The organism is Pseudomonas sp. S4_EA_1b (assembly GCF_016307435.1).
GTDB lineage: Bacteria > Pseudomonadota > Gammaproteobacteria > Pseudomonadales > Pseudomonadaceae > Aquipseudomonas > Aquipseudomonas rhodesiae.
Genome location: NZ_JAEILC010000034.1, coordinates 1 through 16,188, shown reverse-complemented (window position 1 = coordinate 16,188; position 16,188 = coordinate 1). Strand labels below are relative to the sequence as shown.

Here is a 16,188-nt window from a genome sequence, read left to right as displayed (position 1 = left end):
TCGTGGGACGCGGGAGCAGAGGACGACGCGTAGGCTGCTAGTTCGAGGCCGTCGCCAATGACGCTGTACCGAACGTGGCTCTGGTTTGCCGGGTGCAGGTCTGTGGATGTCAGTGGAACTCTTTGGACGATCTTCTTGCCGGGGACGAAAAACAAGGCTACAATTGAGGCCTTCGCTGACCACCTCGGCGAAGGAAGAGCTTGGGAATCAACGACTTACTGCTCTAGTAAACGTCTCGTTTCCCGCTCCAAATATAGATCTACAGAGTTCCATGGAAGTCTGTAAGTCATTGAAAATAGACGCTTAGGCGTCTTTTTTCGTTCCGTTGGCATCCACTCAAAGCTACGGGTATCTGGACTAGATTTAGTCCAGAATCTAGTCCATAAAAATGGCGGGCTTCGAGATCGGATTGTTGCAGGAGCCCAACGAGTCATTTGCTGAACATCTAGCCCTGAATCCAACCTTCAGGAGGCTAGAAGCATGGCTCTTTCAGATGCTGCCGTCCGGCAGGCCAAGCCCACCGGCAAAGACTACACTCTCGGCGATATTGACGGTCTGTCCCTGGCGGTGACGGCTTCGGGCGGGCGTTCGTGGCACTTCCGTTACTGCTGGAACGGTAAGCAAAAGCGCATGTCGATGGGCACCTATCCCGAAGTCAGTTTGCGTGAGGCGCGTTCCCTTCGGGACGAAGCGCGCAAATTATTGGCGCAAGGGGTCAACCCCCAGGCGCATCGCCGGCACACCCGTGAAGCTGACCGGCTGGCAGAAGAAAACACATTTAAGAGTACGTTCGACCACTGGGTCGAGCATCGGTCGCTCTCCCTCAAGGAAGGCCGGCAAAGCACGCTGTCTCAGATTCGGCGGATCTTTGGCAAGGACGTGCTGCCCACGCTTGGCCTGTGCTCCATCGGTGACATTCGTCGCCCTGATCTGCTAGCGGTGTTGGCGCGGATCGAGCAGCGTGGCGCGTTCACGACTGCCGAGAAGTGCCGGACCTGGTTCAATCAGCTGTTTCGTTTCGCCATGGTCAAGGTTCCGGCGCTAGAGCAGAACCCCGCCTCAGACCTGGACGTGGTGGCGATGCCCAAGCCGTCGGTGGTCCATCAACCCTTCCTGCGTATGGCCGAGCTTCCGGCCTTGTTACACACCTTGCGTGATTACGGCGGGATGGAACAAACGCGGTTAGGAATACGGCTGTTGCTGTTGACGGGAGTACGCACGGGAGAACTGCGTTGGGCGACCCCCGCTCAGTTTGATCTTGAGCGAGGGTTGTGGACCATTCCCTCCGAGGTGGTCAAGCAGTTGCAACTGAAGATGCGCAAAAAGCGCAGGCGTGCGCAGGACATCCCTCCCTATATCGTGCCGCTGTCGACTCAGGCGATGGAGGTGGTGCGCCAACTGTTGAAGCGAGTGCGTCCCGCGCAACGCCACTTGCTGGCCCATCGCAGTAACCTGGGCCAGCGGATCAGTGAAAACACCCTCAATGGCGCCCTGCGCCGGATGGGTTATGTCGATCAACTGACGGGGCATGGAATCAGGGCCACGCTGTCCACTGCGTTGCATGAGATCGGTTACCCCAAACCGTGGATTGACGCCCAGCTATCCCACGCGGATCCAGACAAGACCAGTTCCACCTACAACCACGCCGAGTACGTGGAGTTGCGGCGGCACATGATGCAGGACTGGGCCAATCGGCTGGATCTGCTGGAGCGGGGCAATCTGAAAGCTGCCAGTACACGACTGATCATTCGTCTGGAGGGCGTGCCTCAGTTGGGCGAGGGGGTAGAGCTGAATCCTGCGGTTGCTTTGGCTGTGCAGGCGGGATAGGGCCTTGGGTCAGTCGCAGATAGGGGGTTGTCGAACGTAGCTGACGGCATCACTGCCTGCGGGTCGCGCAACAGGTACCCTAGAATTTCATATAAGGTTTGGTTGTTCATGGGGCATTCTCGAGAACCAGGTGACGTCCAAGCGCGTGGGTGGCGAACTCGGGGTTGCGTCATTTTGAGTATTTATCAAACTCGCCAAAATTAGTGACTTTGAAGGCACTTAAAGACTCTCGGGAACGCCGAAAAGCATTTTCACTAGGCTCTAGGACAATTTTTTCAGCTCAAAAAATCTTTAATATGCCCCCAGATTTGCCCCCGCTCGCACTGGGTGCACGAGCGATCGCGAATGGCGATTTCTGACACGGACCTCGGTGGCCGTGGCTGGTATTCAGTGCACTTCCTTATACTGGATGAGCAACCCGTCTCTGGCAAACCCTTGCTCGTTCGGAAGAGGACGTGGGTGATGAGTCGATACCTTTAAGCGGCGTTGTCGGGGCTGTTTTTCAGCACCTATCCTTCGCTGTTCATGGCCAGTTAAGCCTTTGGGCCAGGTCGGTGATCAGTCGTTAGGCAAGTGCAACTGCACTTCCATGGCGTCATGCAGGAGTCGGACGACCTCGATCACGTCGTCATTTGCCACGCGATAGAACACGACATGGCGCGGGCTTTTGACCGTTCCATGAGGGTGTTTAGCCTGCTGGCGTGAGTAGATGAGGTGATAGCTGCGAAGGCCCGGTGCAAGCTCATCGCGGTCGTGGCTGCCAATTCGATAGGGCGTGTCGGCGATAGCTTGTAATGCGGAGAGGATCAGCGCCTGGTAGCGGTGGCGTGCTTGATCGCCGAACTGCGTCTGGGAGAGCCTGAGGATGTCGACAATGTCGGTGCGCGCCGCGTTGGAAATCCGATATTGCGGCATGCTCAGTGTTTCTCGCGCGCGGGGAGGGTGGCCTCCAGGCTCAAGCCCTCGAGGTAGTGCTCCAGATCTCCTTCGTTCAACTGAGTAAAGTGCCCGTGCTCAAGATCCATGATGCCGATCGAGGTCGCCTGACGCAGGGCCTCAATTTTGGCGGTGTCTTCGGCGACGCGCTGTTCCAATAGGCGCAAACCTTCTCGCATCACTTCGCTGGCATTCTGATAACGGCCGGACTGCACCAGGTCCTGGATAACCTGTTCCTGGTGAGGGGTGAGCACAACGTTTCGCGTCGCCATAACTAGCTCCAGGTCCATGCAAACAGGTACTTTTGATTGTTGGCATATTATGCCATTTTCGTTCAGGGGAATAGTTTGGGGCCGACATTCGGCGATCAGCTGATGGCTGACTCGGCGCTAATCAGCAAGATTCAAAGTGATCCACCCATTAATAAAACAACCTGTAGATTGATTGTATGCGTCCGGCCAAGTCATCTACCCAGCCCCGCAAAGCCAAGAGATGGTGTGCACTTAAATTTAAGTGGGCACCAGCTCTAGCCGTTTAAGCGGGTATTTCATGCGGCCAACACGCCGTTCCTATTCCAAATCCTTCAACGCCCAGGTCATTCAAGAGTGTGCCCAGCGCGGTGCTTCGATTGCCAGCATTGCGCTCAGCCATAGCCTCAACGCAAACCTCGTCCACAAATGGATTCGGGTGCACACGCACAAAAGCGTCGTGCTTTACATGCATTTATTCCATTACCCATGCCGTTGGCCGCAGCAAGTTCGCACGCAGCGTCATCGAATATCTGCGTTGAGATCCAGCACCCACGCGGCATCGTTAAATTGAACTGGCCCACTGAAAATGCTGCTGCATGCGCGACCTTTCTTCGAGACCTGTTGCGATGATCCGCATCGACGCCATCTGGCTCGTCACCGCTCCGATGGACATGCGCGCTGGTACCGAAACTGCGTTAGCTAAGGCGATCGTGGTGTTCGGTGCGGCGCAGCCGCACTGCGCTTATCTGTTCGCCAACAGCCGCGCCAATCGCATAAAGGTGCTAGGAGCTGAAGTGCCCTCAGATTTCTGGTCCTGAGATAGGTCAGTGACGCCTTCATACGTCTCATCATGTGGGTGCCGAACATAGCCGGTTCAAGGCCAATAGCTTTTTTCCACGCTTGACGATTCGGGCGTACTGCCGGGTCAGGGCTGGTCTGTGAGAGCCAGCAATGCCAGTAAGCTTTTACGGCCGCTCATTTCCTCCGCAGAAGTTGCTCCAGTAATAGCTCACGGCTCGAGGTATGGGGCGGATGAAGCTACTGGGTGCCAAAGTGCTAGTGTCGAGACTTTTTCGATTGCTAGAGCACCGCAAGGAGTAGCGCATGTCATGGCTAATTAAGCTGGAGGGGGCGCCCGATGGTTTTGATAAGTATCTCGCGAGATTCCATTGCCAATCTACCGGACGCCCAAGGCATGCTTAGAAAAACACACGGTGTATGACTTTGGCGGTGCATTCAATGTCTATCGCGCCGATGAACAGCTGGCCTATTTGCAAAATCGCGCAGCCGTCACCGAACCCGTCGAACGGGCGAACCTGGTCCTTAAGTACGAGGTCCATAACTACGACCCGGTAGGTACGTGGTTCATCATGGGCAATAACCCAGGCACCGGCGGGGTGATACCCCAGGGCAGTAGCCTGTTTAAAGAGCTTATCAACGTATTGAAGGGCGAGACGACAATGCACAGCTGTTACGCCTACGGCCCAAATGCCTGCACACGATACTGGCCCGAGGGTCGGCCCGTGCTGGCGCCGGTGAGCCCGCGCAAATAAGGAAATTCAGGATGCAGCTCAAACGTCTGGCGTTAATTGTGTTGATTGCACCTTTTGTCAGCGCTTGCTTTAGCAAGCCCTTCTAGCCCCCCACGGCCGATGCCGACTTGTGGGAGAAGCCCGGCGCCAGCCACCAGGATGTGGTTGCGTCCATGTTGGCGTGTGGTGAAAAGAATGGTTCCGGCATTGATCCCAGGGCCAGCTTCCAGGAGATGGCCCAGCGCTTTGTGTGTATGAAGCGCGCGGGCTACACCCGGCGTGACGGTTTCGATATCTGTGCATCGCACCCCAAGGAGCCGTTGAAGGCCTGCGAGTCGGCGCAATGAAACCACAAAAAAACCGCCTTCTTTTTGAGGGCTCGTCACTCAACACGATAGGGACATCACCTGTGAAATATCCAATCTGCGCCACCTTGGCGCTGTTACTGAGCGGCTGTCTGACCATGTCGGGTGAATACACCGTGACGGCTCAGGACGCCTCCGGCGGCCCGTTAACCAAGCTTGGCACCTTCACCGCCGAGGGCCATAACATCTACCCCATACGCAATGCGTTCTGCCTCAATGCGCCGGGGGCGACGGTCATCATTCGCGATGCCCGCACCGGCGAGGAACTGCGCAGCGAAAGCCCTTATCACTGCCGTTAAGCCTCAAAAAAAGGATTTCCATGAGAGCGTTTCTGATCGCAGGCCTGGCTCTGGCCGTGAGTGGCTGCGGCAATATTTCCAATATCCGTGCTTACAATACGGCCTATGTTGAACCCACATCCGGGGATACCGCACGCTTGCGTGTGATCACCAATGGCATGGCGCGCGGCGTGCCGGGCCGTGACTGCATCGACTGGCGTGTGCCTGGCGCCGGGGTGATGGCCGTGTCCGAGTCCGGCTTTGCGGGGCAGAATAATGGTCGCAGCCTGGGCATGCCCGAGAGCAACCGCCGGGTGGAGCCGCAAGGCTCCGCGCGTAGCGAACTGAAGGTGCCGGCGAACAAGCCTTTTGCCATGAACTTCCAGAGTGAGGGCTATGTTTCCGGCGGTAATTCCTATAGATGCAGGCAAAGCTTTCACTTCACCCCCAAGGCCGGGCAAGATTACGAACTGATCCTGCTCGACGGTGGCCAGTGCCTGGTCGCGTTGCAGCGCTTAAACCCAGCTGGAAAACCTGAAAACGAGCCTGTTGAGAAGGCAGGGCTGTGTAGAGCATTGGATGCCTTTTAGCTTGGGATATTCAGAATTCCAGCGATAGGTAGCTATCCGGACATTGCGGATAGTTCAAACCTAAACGTGAGCCGAATCAATGCGCATCGGGGGCGTGGCCTTTAGCCGACTTGACATACCAGGCGTATCCAAGAGGCAGAGAAGTGAGCCAGCTTGCACTTGCGGAGGAGGCAAGCTGGGCGAAACCAGAACCGAGTTGGTCGTCCGCTTTTGAGGTAGACATCCAGACAAAGGCCAAGCGTTTTCTGGCGCTGTCACGAGATGGAGATAGATGGCATCACCGACCACAATTTTTCTGACATGTCCGCTTATGGCCGAATTCAATCGGTCGTCACAGGCAGAAAACGGCCAGAACCGGATGTTTAAAGCTGGGACAATGAACTTGTCGAATTTCTTCCCGCTTTAAGAGTTTGCCGGCGCGCTTTTACACACTCTGGGCTGGCAAGTAGAGTTAGGAAATCAGCTCGTCCCTTTTTATAAAGTAGGTGCAAATGGTGGCTCCCTTCGTTCTCCAGGACTTTGATGTTGGATGGGTCGCCACCGACGCCGTCGGGCAGGTTGCGCTCTTCACTACGGGGGGGCCGGGGCCGGTTCCTGATTCCGCAATGCCCTCCGTCGAAAACTCCGAAGAATTTGTCCTCTCATTGCCGGAGGTGTCCGATGCAGATCGGGTCACTGCCAGGGCTGGCGTAAACGCTTTCGTTGAATTTGCCAAACGTGGGTTCTTCGCGTACGACTGGTCAGACGTTCATCGCGATTCACGCCAAGCCTTGAGGGGGTATGAGCTGCAATGCCGCCCACTGAATCCACTGACACTTTTCGATTTGCCTGCCCCTTTACGGGCATTAGCTGAGGCTACTCGGCTATCTGATGTAACCTTCGGAGCACCCATCATAGTGATCGGTGATCAGGTTTCTTAGCCTTCATTCGGCGATTCGGAGCCGCTTTTTTGGGCCGGAAGCTTTCAGTTGCGTACCGCAGCTCCCGGCCAATAGCTGCGCTTCGCGATTGACGACTTTCGACCCAAAGCGGTCATCCCGGGGCTAGCTCCCTAGACTGCCTCACAGTTGGGTATTAGCTGCTAGGTGACGTTCCAATCGCTCATCCCCGACAGAACATTAGGACGTCCGGTACAGCTCCTCGCGAATCAGAACCGATGTCGATTACCGACTACTCGTGTCACTCGCAACTCATTAAGCAGATTCGTGAGGGTGGAGCCCATAACACGCGCACAATCGACCCTAAAAATATTGATGAGCAATTTATACTTATGTGCTGATTAATGCTCATCGGTCATCAGCTCCATAACCCGTAGAATGGTGGCCACTTTGGATGGCTAACGGGGCCTCGTCCATCACGAACGGACCATGGGATATGAATCTTAACCGTGCGAATCTTGCCGATTTCGTTTATTTCCTGGCCATTGTCCGGCACGAGAACTTCAGCCGGGCGGGCAAGGAGGTTGGCATCAGTGCGTCTGCGTTGAGCCATGCCATCAAGGGGCTTGAGACGCGTCTCGGCGTTCGTCTCCTCAACCGCACCACTCGCAGTGTCACGCTGACGGCGGCAGGCGAGGAGTTGCACGGCTTTATCTGCAAACCTATGGACGAAATCGCTCAAGCAGCCGAAGCGTTGAATCGTTATCGGGATGAGCCTACCGGGCGTATTCGTCTTAATCTTCTCAGTGACGCTGCCGATCTCTTGTTGGGCCCGGTTCTCCCGGTGTTTAACGACCGCTACCCGGACATGCAAGTCGATTTGACAGTCACCAACCTGATCGTCGACGTCATCGGCGGCGGGCACGATGCCGGTATCCGTTACGGCGGTACGGTGCCCGAGGACATGATCGCTCAGCGTCTGTCGCCGGACATCCGCTGGGTGGTGGCGGGCAGTCGGGGCTATCTCAAACGTTTCGGCGTGCCACAGCATCCGAACGATCTTGTGCAACATCGCTGCCTGCGCATTCGCCTGGGCAATGGTGCCATGTATGACTGGGAATTCGAAAAGGACGATGAGCAGTTGGCAATTGCCGTCCCGGGCTGCATCACCATCGACGAAACACGCGTCGGGCTTTCGCTGGTGCGCCAGGGAGCTGGTCTGATGTACGCCCCGGAGCCTGCGATTGCTCCTCTGGTGGCGCGCGGGGAGGTGATCCGGGTGCTCGATGACTGGGCCAGCGTAGCCCCGGGATTCCACATGTACTTTTCGAGCCACCGGCAGGTCCCGATGGGCCTTACGCTGTTGATCGACCTGATCAGGGAACTTAAACCAATGGGCGAGTGCCTGCCGTAGCCGCATCAGACCTCGACGCGGCTGGGTATCTCAGGCTCGTTTCGAGGCGGCTATATCGACGACGAATCGATAGCGCACATCCTTATCGACAACTCGTGCATAGGCCCGGTCAATCTCGTCTGGATTGATCAATTCGATATCCGCGGTGATGTTGCGTGCCGCACAGTAGTCGATGACTTCCTGAGTTTCGGCGATCCCGCCAATCAGGGATCCAGCGAATGTTTTGCGCCCAAACGCCATCAGCATTCCGCTCAATCCTTGCAAGTCATCCAGAGCGCCGACATTAACGAACGTCGCATCCAGTTTCAGCAGGTTGACGAAGCGCTGCATGGGGTAGGCCTGCGGCACCGTGGAAATGATCAGGTCGAAGTGGTTGGCGAGTCGAGCAAAGGCTGCTTCATCGCTCCACAAGATCGCCTCACCCGCACCCAAGCGCTTGGCGTCCTGAACTTTGCTGGCAGTGGTGGTGAAGACCGTCACCTCGGCTCGCCGAGCGGCACCCAGTTTCACTGCAACATGTCCTAATCCTCCCAGGCCGATGACGGCGACTTTTTGCCCAGGTTTGAGGTTCCAGTGCTGCATCGGTGAGAAGGTCGTGACGCCCGCGCAAAGCAGTGGCGTCATGGCTGCCAGGTTGGCGCCCGACGGCATGCGGATCGCAAAATGCTCGGCCACCACGATGCGTTCCGAGTAGCCGCCATACGTCATCCCTCCCAACACCTTGTCTGGGGATGCGTAGGTGAATGTCGTCCCTTCGAGACAGTTCTGTTCGCGGTCTGCCAGGCAGTTTTCGCAGTTACCGCAAGCGTCCACCATGCACCCGACACCTGCATAATCACCCACCTTGAATTTGCTGACCTGCGCTCCAACAGCTGAGACCTTTCCGACAATTTCATGGCCAGGCACGCAGGGGTAGGGTGTCTCGGACCATTCGCTGTGTGCGATGTGGATATCCGAGTGGCAGACGCCTGCATACTCAATATCGATCAACACATCTTTGGGGCCTACGGCCCGGCGCTGGATCTGCATGGGCGCAAAGCCCGCCCTGGCCCCTTTCGTGCCGTAGGCACGGACGCTGAACGGCCCTTTGAGTTGTGCGGGTTCCGAAGCCTGGGCTACTGATTCGCCTGCTCCGCTCAGCAAGGGAGCAGCCGCCAGTCCTGCTCCCGCCATCAGTACTTTGCGCCGACTCATGGCCGAAGGCGTCGCGTCAGATGTCTTTTCACTCATGCAGCTTCGCTCCTTAGGTTTTCTTGCGGCCAGCAAATACATCGTTGACCACAGGCACTGCGGTAAACACATTTGGCCATCCGGTGTAGAACGCCAGTTGTGTCAGCACCTCAGAGGCTTCTCCCTGAGTCAGCCCGTTGTCCATGGCTCGGTTGAGGTGTGCGCCGAGCTGTGCGACCTGCCCGGTGGCGATTAGAGCGCTGACCGTTATGAGGCTTCGATCTCGTGGGGCGAGCCCGGGTCGTAGCCACAAGTCATGAAAGAGCGCAGCGCTGGTGTAATGCACCACACCCGGTGATACCGGACCGACTGTCTTGTCGACAAAGGTCGTGCGAACTTTCTCGGATGCTTGGTCGATAGGTAGCAGCGGAGGGGACACGGGGGGGAGTTGCTCCACTGTGACGCCGCGCTGGGCGAACACCTGCTTGGTCACCAGGATGGTTGCGGTGGCATTGCCCCAACCGGTGTAGAAAGCCAGATGGTTGATGACTTCGGAAATTTCCGAAGGCTTAACGCCGTTATCCAAGGCCAGGTTCAGGTGGTAGGCCAATTCGACCGTTTGCTGCTTGGAAATCAGCACTGCGAGGGTGACCAGACTGCGGTCGCGAGGAGACAACCCGGGGCGTTTCCACACTTCTCCGAGCAGCATCGATTCAGTGTTGTGTGCCAACGTTGGAGACACGGCACGCATGTCATCCAGGCTTGGAACAGGAGGTACTTGAGCCGAGTCGCCGGGCGTATGGTTGGAGCACGCTGCCAGCAACAATGACAGTGAGGCCAGTCCGGCCTTTGCCCATTTCATCGCGACGCCTCGTACTGTGCCTCAGTGACAGGCTCCAGCCACTCCACATTCTTGCCATCCTGAGACTCCTGGATCGCAATGTGGCTCATCCCGGTCGTTGCAGTCGCGCCATGCCAGTGTTTGACGCCGGGTGGCGTCCAGATCACATCGCCAGGCTTGATAACGATTTTCTCGCCGTTTTCCTGCTGGATCCAGCCCATGCCAGCCGTGACGACCAATGCCTGCCCCAAGGGATGGGTGTGCCACACCGAGCGCGCGCCGGGCTGAAAGGTCACTGCACCTGCCGACACTTTCGAGGGTGCACGTACCGCAATCAGAGGATCGATCCGGGCGCTACCCACAAAATTTCCGGGCGCACCCATGATGGACGCCTGCTCGCCGTTGCGAACCACGTTCATGGTTTTCTCGGTGGGAATTTCGGCGCCGTAACCAGACATTGAGGCCATCAATGTCGCGGCCAGCGCAGATAGGGTGGCGAGTGCTTTCATCGGTAAGCTCCTGCTCGTTATTCGGAGGAGCTGAAACGCTAGAGGAACATCTTCGACAGAACTACCCCTCAAATCCTGCATGAAGCGATGAGCAATGCTCATCAGTAGGCCGTCAGACCACTGCCAACGCGGCGGGGACTATTGATGAGCATTCCTCACAGGAACATCCCGATCTTGGCGGGTTATCGTCTCAATCGAGGTTGATTACCGTAATCCCATCGAACAATGGCGTCGCGTTCCCCTTTCCAGCATTGAAGATCAAGGCTCCAGGAGAATAATCCTGCGCGGCAAGCATTCGTATTTTCCCCGAGAGAACACACAGTGAGCAAACTGGATTTGATTGCGCCGCGTAGTGACGTCGCGCTGGCCGATGTATCGAAAAATACTGTTGAGCATGGGCTGCGGGTTCTGTTGATTCTCAGTGCATTGTTGGCGTTCGCCTCTATTTCCACTGACCTCTACCTGCCCGCGATGCCGGTCATGGCGACGTCGCTGCATGCCACCAGCGGCATGATGGAACTGACGGTCAGCGGTTATCTGGCGGGGTTCAGTCTGGGCCAGCTGTTCTGGGGGCCGTTCAGTGATCGCTTCGGGCGGCGCCTGCCAGTCGCGCTGGGGTTGCTGCTGTTCATCATCGGTTCCAGCGGCTGCGCGCTTGCTGCTGACGGCTCGACGATCATTTTCTGGCGAGTTGTTCAGGCATTGGGCGCGTGCGCCAATGTCGTCCTGGCACGAGCCATGGTACGCGACCTTTACGAAGGCCAGCGGGCAGCGCAGAAGATGTCGACGCTGATGACCATCATGGCAATTGCCCCATTGGCCGGTCCGACTGTGGGTGGGCAGATTCTGCACTGGTTGTCCTGGCAGGCGATCTTCTGGACGCTGGTGCTGGTCGCGCTGACGACATTGGCCAGTCTACTGTGGCTGCCCGAGACCCTTCCAGTTCGCCGTCGAACGCCTACTTCACCCCGTGCAATCCTGATGCGCTACGGAAGTTTGCTAAGCCACCGCAAATTCATTGGTTATGTCGCTGCGGGTGGGTTCTTTTACGCCGGAACGTTCGCCTACATCGCCGGCTCTCCGTTTGCCTACATCACCTACCACCACGTCACTCCCCAATGGTACGGCGCCTTGTTTGGCGCCGGGATCGTCGGGCTGATGCTCACCAATCAGATCAACGCCAGGCTGCTCAACCGCTACACCAGCGACACGATGATGACCGTGGGTGGGTTGGTCTCTTGCGTGGCCGGACTGGTGCTCGCCATCAATACGTGGGCCGATCTGGGCGGACTGCCTCTGATGATCTGCGGCTGCCTTTTATTCGTATCAGCCACAGGGCTGGTGTTGGCGAACTCGATCTCGGGTGCGCTGGGCTGTATGCCTGAGTTCGCAGGCTCAGCCTCGGCGCTGGCCGGTGCTCTGCAATACGGCGCGGGCATTTTCGGCTCGGCGCTTGTGGCGATTTTCGCTGACGGCACACCCTGGCCGATGGGGTTGGTACTGGCCGTTTGCGGAGTGGGTTGCCTTGCCAGCGCGGTATGGGTGCTGCGCGCCCCTGACGATCACTGATCCATTTTAGAACTTGAACCATTGAAACTGAGGAACACCCCCATGAGCTTTTCATTCGAGAATCAGGTCGCACTGGTCACCGGCGCTGCGTCCGGTATCGGTCTGGCGACCGCGCAGGCCTTTGCCCGTGCAGGTGCCGCTGTGGCATTGGCCGACGTCAACGGCGAAGCCGCGCAGGCGGCTGCCAAGGCTTTGATCGCCGAAGGTCATCGCGCCATCGGTATTCGTTGCGACGTCTCTGACATGGATCAGGTCGAAGCGATGGTCAAGGCAGCCGTCGCCACTTTTGGCCGTCTGGACGCGGCGTTCAACAACGCCGGTATCCAGAACAAGCTGGCGGAAATCGCCGATGCGACGGTCGAGGACTACGACAAGGTCATGTCGGTCAACCTGCGCGGCGTCTGGAGCTGCATGAAGTTCGAATTGGAACACATGCGCCGCCAAGGCAGCGGCACCATCGTCAATTGCTCGTCTTTGGGTGGCCTGGTGGGTGGTGCCGAGCGTGCCAACTATCACGCGGCGAAGCACGGCGTGATCGGCCTGACCAAGAGCGCGGCCCTGGAATACGCCGCTCGCAACATCCGCATTAACGCGGTCTGCCCAGGGCTGATATGGACGCCGATGGCCGATCAGATGGTCGCAGCGGGGCAGGGTGACGCGCTAGCTGGCATGACCCGGATGATTCCGATGGGCCGTCATGGAAAACCTGAAGAGATTGCCGATGCCGTGCTCTGGCTGAGCAGTTCGACTTCAAGCTATGTCACTGGCCAGTCCATCTCCGTGGACGGCGGGTTCATCATGCGCTGATGTGATTGCAGCCGCATACACCTGACGCCTAACGACAAAACCCCGGATTTCAGATTTCAACCTTGTTGAAGTCGTGGCCACGCTTCGCCTGAAATCATCTGAAAGGAACCCAGACCCATGCCGCCATTGAGCACTTCCAGGTTAACAACTGCACTGCTGATCATCCTCGGTATCGTCGTCTTACTTGTTGGTTTGGCGTTGCTTGTGGGGGGCGGGTATCTCGTCGTGCTGGGCGGGTCTTGGTATTTCGCGTTGGCGGGAGCGGGACTGTTTGTCAGCGGCCTGTTTTTGATACGGCAGCGGTTACCGGGAGCGGTGGTGTATCTGCTGGTGTTCGCCGCGTCGGTCGTCTGGTCGGTGTGGGATGTGGGCCTGGCGTTCTGGCCACTGTTTTCCCGGCTGTTCGCGTTGGGCGTGGCGTTGGTTTTTGTGCTGCTGGCGGCCCCGCATCTGCGGGCTCGCCGACGTCCCGCATCGGCACCGCTGGCATACCTTACGGCGGCAGTGGTGGCGGTTGGTCTGGGCGTAACCTTTTACACGGCGCTGCAACCGCAGCCTATCCAGACGGCTGACGGAACGCCAGCGCCTGTGCCGGGCAAGGCAGTCGGAACGGTTGAGCCTGCGACCGACTGGCGCTATTTCGGTCACACACCTTCAGGCACACGCCATGCGGTGGTCGACCAGATCACACCGCAGAACGTATCGGGTCTGAAGGTGGCGTGGACTTACCGGACAGGCGAAATTCCCGCAGGCAGCCAGGGCCATGTCGTGACGCCGCTTCATGTCAACGGCATGGTCTACGGCTGCACCCAGTCCAGTCAGTTGTTCGCGCTCGACGCCGACACCGGCAAGGAGATCTGGCATCACGATCCCAAGGTGCAAGCCAACAACACCTACCCGCGCTGTCGCGGCGTGGGTTACTACGACGCGACACCTGAGCAGGCCGCCACTGTCACGGCTGCTGGCCCGCAAGCCTGTGCGCGACGGATCATCGCCACCACCGTCGATGCACGACTGGTCGCAGTGGATGCGCGGACCGGGCAGGCCTGTACTGACTTTGGCGACCATGGCAGCGTGAGTTTGCGCATCGGCATGGGAGGCCAGGATCAGGATCTGTATTTTCCGACTGCGGCACCCACAGTGGTTCGTGATCTGATCGTTGTCGGCGGGCTGGTGTGGGACAACCAGAAAACCGGCGAACCGTCTGGCGTAGTCCGCGCGTTCAATGCGCGAACCGGGCAACTCGCCTGGGCCTGGGATCTGGGTAATCCGGCGATTACGCGTGAGCCGCCAGAAGGTCAAACCTACACCCCCGGCACACCGAATGTCTGGTCCACACCTGCCTTCGATGATGCGCTGGGTTTGATCTACCTGCCGACCGGCAACGCGACCCCGGATTTTTGGGGCGGCCATCGCACCGAAGCCGATGATCGCTATTCCTCTTCCATCGTCGCGCTGGACATTGCTACCGGCCGCGAACGCTGGCGTTTCCAGACCGTTCATCATGATCTGTGGGACTACGACGTACCCTCGCAGCCAGCGCTTTATGACGTTCCGGATGGCCATGGCGGCATGCTCCCGGCGCTCATCCAGACCACCAAGCGCGGCCAGATTTTCATGCTTGACCGTCGCACCGGCACCCCGATAGCGCAGGTCGAGGAACGACCGGTTCCACAGGGCGGCGTGGCTGACGATCGTACCGAACCGACGCAGCCATACTCTGTGGGCATGCCGTCCATTGGCACCGAGCCTCTGAGCGAAAAGCGCATGTGGGGTCTCACGCCGCTGGATCAGTTGATCTGCCGAATCGATTTTCGCAAGGCGCGCTATGAGGGTGAATTCACGCCTCCGAGCGAGCGCCTGACGATTCAGTATCCGAGCTGGTTGGGAGGCATGAACTGGGGTTCGGTTTCCATCGCTGAAAACCTTGGCTACATGATCGTCAACGACACCCGCGTTGCCATCTGGAATCGCATGATTCCACGCGCCGCCTACGACGAGAAAACCCTCAGTGGCGGTGGCCATGAAGGCAACGCGCCGCAGGCGGGCACTCCGTGGGGTATCGAGCAAGGTCGCTTCCTCTCGCCGCTGGGCATCCCATGCCAGGAACCGCCTTATGGCACTCTCACGGCCATTGATCTGGCGACGCGCAAGATTGCATGGTCAACGCCCTTGGGTACGACCGAGCAAACCGGTCCGTTGGGTATTGCAACCCATTTGTCGATGCCAATCGGTATGCCTACTCGGGGTGGTCCGATCACCACCTCGACAGGGTTGGTGTTCATGGCCGGCACTCAGGATTTCTACATCCGCGCCTTCGATGTGCGCACGGGCAAAGAACTCTGGAAGGGACGTTTGCCGGTCGGCGCTGAGGCGACGCCAATGACCTACGTCTCGCCCAAGACCGGCAGGCAATTCGTGCTCATCAGCGCGGGCGGCAACTCCGCCACTACGCAAAAAGGAGACTACATCGTGGCATACGCGCTGCCTGATCAGGCCTGATGGCGGACATCGCTGATATCAGTCGGCATTGCAGCGGCCTGACCCAGGTCACCGCTGCATACACACCTCAAAACCAACACCGAAACGAAAGGAAAAGTCATGGAACTCAAACGCCCAGGTTCGCAGCCCTCCATCAAAGGCCCGGAGGAGTGGTTCACCGGTACTGTGAGGATCGACCCCCTGAACTTCCCGCCGGAACCGGCCCGAGTGTCCGTTGCCAGTGTGACCTTCGAACCCGGGGCACGCACTGCCTGGCACACCCACCCGCTCGGACAGACCCTGATCGTCACCGCCGGCTGCGGCTGGACGCAGTGCGAAGGCGAGCCCATCGTCGAGATTCGTGCAGGCGACGTCATCTGGTGCCCGCCCGGCCACAAACATTGGCACGGCGCAACCGCCACCACCTCAATGACTCACATTGCGGTGCAAGAAGCGTTGAATGGCAAAAACGTTGAATGGTTGGAAAAGGTTACGGACGAGGAATATGGCGTTGGTCCTGCTGTTGCGCCTCATGACCACAGCCACTGAAGCGTTGGTCAGCTATTTAACATTTATTCATGATCACTGATTGATCGCACTCGGGCCCATTTGGCTAAGCCTTGGTATTCAGGACGCAGTGCTGCTTCACCGCTGACCGATCCTTGCAACCTACTGTGGAAATGCTGAGCCAGAAGCCGTCTTTTTTTAAATGACCGCTTCTGGCCCAGAGTGTGTAAAAA

At 58.0% G+C, this 16,188-nt stretch carries 16 protein-coding genes and 2 pseudogenes; 12 read left to right on the top strand and 6 right to left on the bottom strand.

Going from position 1 to position 16,188, the window contains the following annotated elements:
* Window positions 1–480: 480 nt before the first annotated feature.
* Window positions 481–1,767 (top strand): annotated as a pseudogene (locus tag YA0848_RS11170) (tyrosine-type recombinase/integrase); the annotation flags it as partial.
* Between the two features lie 618 nt (window positions 1,768–2,385).
* Here the strand turns inward: YA0848_RS11170 and YA0848_RS11165 are convergent.
* Together YA0848_RS11165 and YA0848_RS11160 are read right to left on the bottom strand one after the other, a co-directional pair.
* Window positions 2,386–2,742, bottom strand: coding sequence for a type II toxin-antitoxin system RelE/ParE family toxin (locus tag YA0848_RS11165; RefSeq protein WP_034097262.1), 357 nt, complete (start codon window positions 2,740–2,742; stop codon window positions 2,386–2,388).
* A 2-nt stretch (window positions 2,743–2,744) separates the two neighbouring features.
* Window positions 2,745–3,035: a type II toxin-antitoxin system ParD family antitoxin gene (locus tag YA0848_RS11160; protein WP_034097264.1), complete on the bottom strand. Its 291-nt coding sequence runs from the start codon at window positions 3,033–3,035 to the stop codon at window positions 2,745–2,747.
* 277 nt (window positions 3,036–3,312) lie between these two features.
* Between YA0848_RS11160 and YA0848_RS36655 the strand changes: the two genes are divergently transcribed.
* Both YA0848_RS36655 and tnpB read left to right on the top strand, forming a co-directional pair.
* Entirely contained in the window at window positions 3,313–3,585 is a 273-nt protein-coding gene (locus tag YA0848_RS36655) for a transposase (protein ID WP_169903883.1), read from the top strand.
* Between the two features lie 25 nt (window positions 3,586–3,610).
* Window positions 3,611–3,832 carry an IS66 family insertion sequence element accessory protein TnpB gene (gene tnpB, locus YA0848_RS11150; RefSeq protein ID WP_318253205.1) on the top strand — a complete coding sequence of 74 codons (222 nt, stop codon included), beginning with the start codon at window positions 3,611–3,613 and terminating at the stop codon, window positions 3,830–3,832.
* Here tnpB and YA0848_RS11145 read toward each other — a convergent pair.
* A pseudogene (locus YA0848_RS11145) lies at window positions 3,798–3,940 on the bottom strand (integrase); the annotation flags it as partial. The gene tnpB and the pseudogene YA0848_RS11145 overlap by 35 nt on opposite strands.
* Window positions 3,941–4,183: 243 nt before the next feature.
* On the opposite strand from YA0848_RS11145, the gene YA0848_RS11140 reads away from it, so the two are divergent.
* The 5 genes from YA0848_RS11140 (at window position 4,184) to YA0848_RS11120 (ending at window position 8,071) form a co-directional block, all read left to right on the top strand.
* Window positions 4,184–4,567, top strand: a complete 384-nt coding sequence (locus YA0848_RS11140) for a hypothetical protein (protein ID WP_169903882.1) — start codon at window positions 4,184–4,186, stop codon at window positions 4,565–4,567.
* 107 nt (window positions 4,568–4,674) lie between these two features.
* Window positions 4,675–4,893: a hypothetical protein gene (locus YA0848_RS11135; RefSeq protein WP_152331814.1), complete on the top strand. Its 219-nt coding sequence runs from the start codon at window positions 4,675–4,677 to the stop codon at window positions 4,891–4,893.
* A gap of 62 nt (window positions 4,894–4,955) precedes the next feature.
* Window positions 4,956–5,210 (top strand): hypothetical protein, encoded by a 255-nt coding sequence (locus tag YA0848_RS11130; RefSeq protein ID WP_034097267.1) that lies wholly within the window; start codon window positions 4,956–4,958, stop codon window positions 5,208–5,210.
* Window positions 5,211–5,230: 20 nt separating this feature from the next.
* Window positions 5,231–5,779, top strand: coding sequence for a hypothetical protein (locus YA0848_RS11125; RefSeq protein WP_034097269.1), 549 nt, complete (start codon window positions 5,231–5,233; stop codon window positions 5,777–5,779).
* Between the two features lie 1,374 nt (window positions 5,780–7,153).
* Window positions 7,154–8,071, top strand: a complete 918-nt coding sequence (locus tag YA0848_RS11120) for a LysR family transcriptional regulator (RefSeq protein ID WP_034097271.1) — start codon at window positions 7,154–7,156, stop codon at window positions 8,069–8,071.
* A 30-nt stretch (window positions 8,072–8,101) separates the two neighbouring features.
* On the opposite strand, the gene YA0848_RS11115 is transcribed toward YA0848_RS11120, so the two are convergent.
* From YA0848_RS11115 to YA0848_RS11105, 3 genes are read right to left on the bottom strand one after another with little or no spacing between them, the layout of a single operon-like run.
* The gene (locus YA0848_RS11115) at window positions 8,102–9,301 is read right to left on the bottom strand and encodes an NAD(P)-dependent alcohol dehydrogenase (protein ID WP_034114467.1); all 1,200 of its coding nucleotides are present in this window, start codon (window positions 9,299–9,301) and stop codon (window positions 8,102–8,104) included.
* A 13-nt stretch (window positions 9,302–9,314) separates the two neighbouring features.
* Entirely contained in the window at window positions 9,315–10,103 is a 789-nt protein-coding gene (locus YA0848_RS11110; protein WP_034097275.1) for a carboxymuconolactone decarboxylase family protein, read from the bottom strand.
* On the bottom strand, window positions 10,100–10,591 hold the full coding sequence (locus YA0848_RS11105; protein WP_169869060.1) for a (R)-mandelonitrile lyase: 492 nt from the start codon (window positions 10,589–10,591) through the stop codon (window positions 10,100–10,102). Before YA0848_RS11105 ends, YA0848_RS11110 begins: the two co-directional genes overlap by 4 nt.
* Before the next feature lie 321 nt (window positions 10,592–10,912).
* Here YA0848_RS11105 and YA0848_RS11100 point away from each other — a divergent pair, with 321 nt between their 5' ends.
* The 4 genes from YA0848_RS11100 to YA0848_RS11085 all read left to right on the top strand — a co-directional run bounded on the left by YA0848_RS11100 (window position 10,913) and on the right by YA0848_RS11085 (window position 15,997).
* Window positions 10,913–12,160: a multidrug effflux MFS transporter gene (locus YA0848_RS11100; RefSeq protein ID WP_332873550.1), complete on the top strand. Its 1,248-nt coding sequence runs from the start codon at window positions 10,913–10,915 to the stop codon at window positions 12,158–12,160.
* A gap of 42 nt (window positions 12,161–12,202) precedes the next feature.
* Entirely contained in the window at window positions 12,203–12,967 is a 765-nt protein-coding gene (locus YA0848_RS11095) for an SDR family NAD(P)-dependent oxidoreductase (protein ID WP_198712510.1), read from the top strand.
* Window positions 12,968–13,084: 117 nt separating this feature from the next.
* On the top strand, window positions 13,085–15,469 hold the full coding sequence (locus YA0848_RS11090) for a membrane-bound PQQ-dependent dehydrogenase, glucose/quinate/shikimate family (RefSeq protein WP_052202187.1): 2,385 nt from the start codon (window positions 13,085–13,087) through the stop codon (window positions 15,467–15,469).
* A gap of 99 nt (window positions 15,470–15,568) precedes the next feature.
* Window positions 15,569–15,997 (top strand): (R)-mandelonitrile lyase, encoded by a 429-nt coding sequence (locus YA0848_RS11085; protein ID WP_034114465.1) that lies wholly within the window; start codon window positions 15,569–15,571, stop codon window positions 15,995–15,997.
* Window positions 15,998–16,188: the final 191 nt, after the last annotated feature.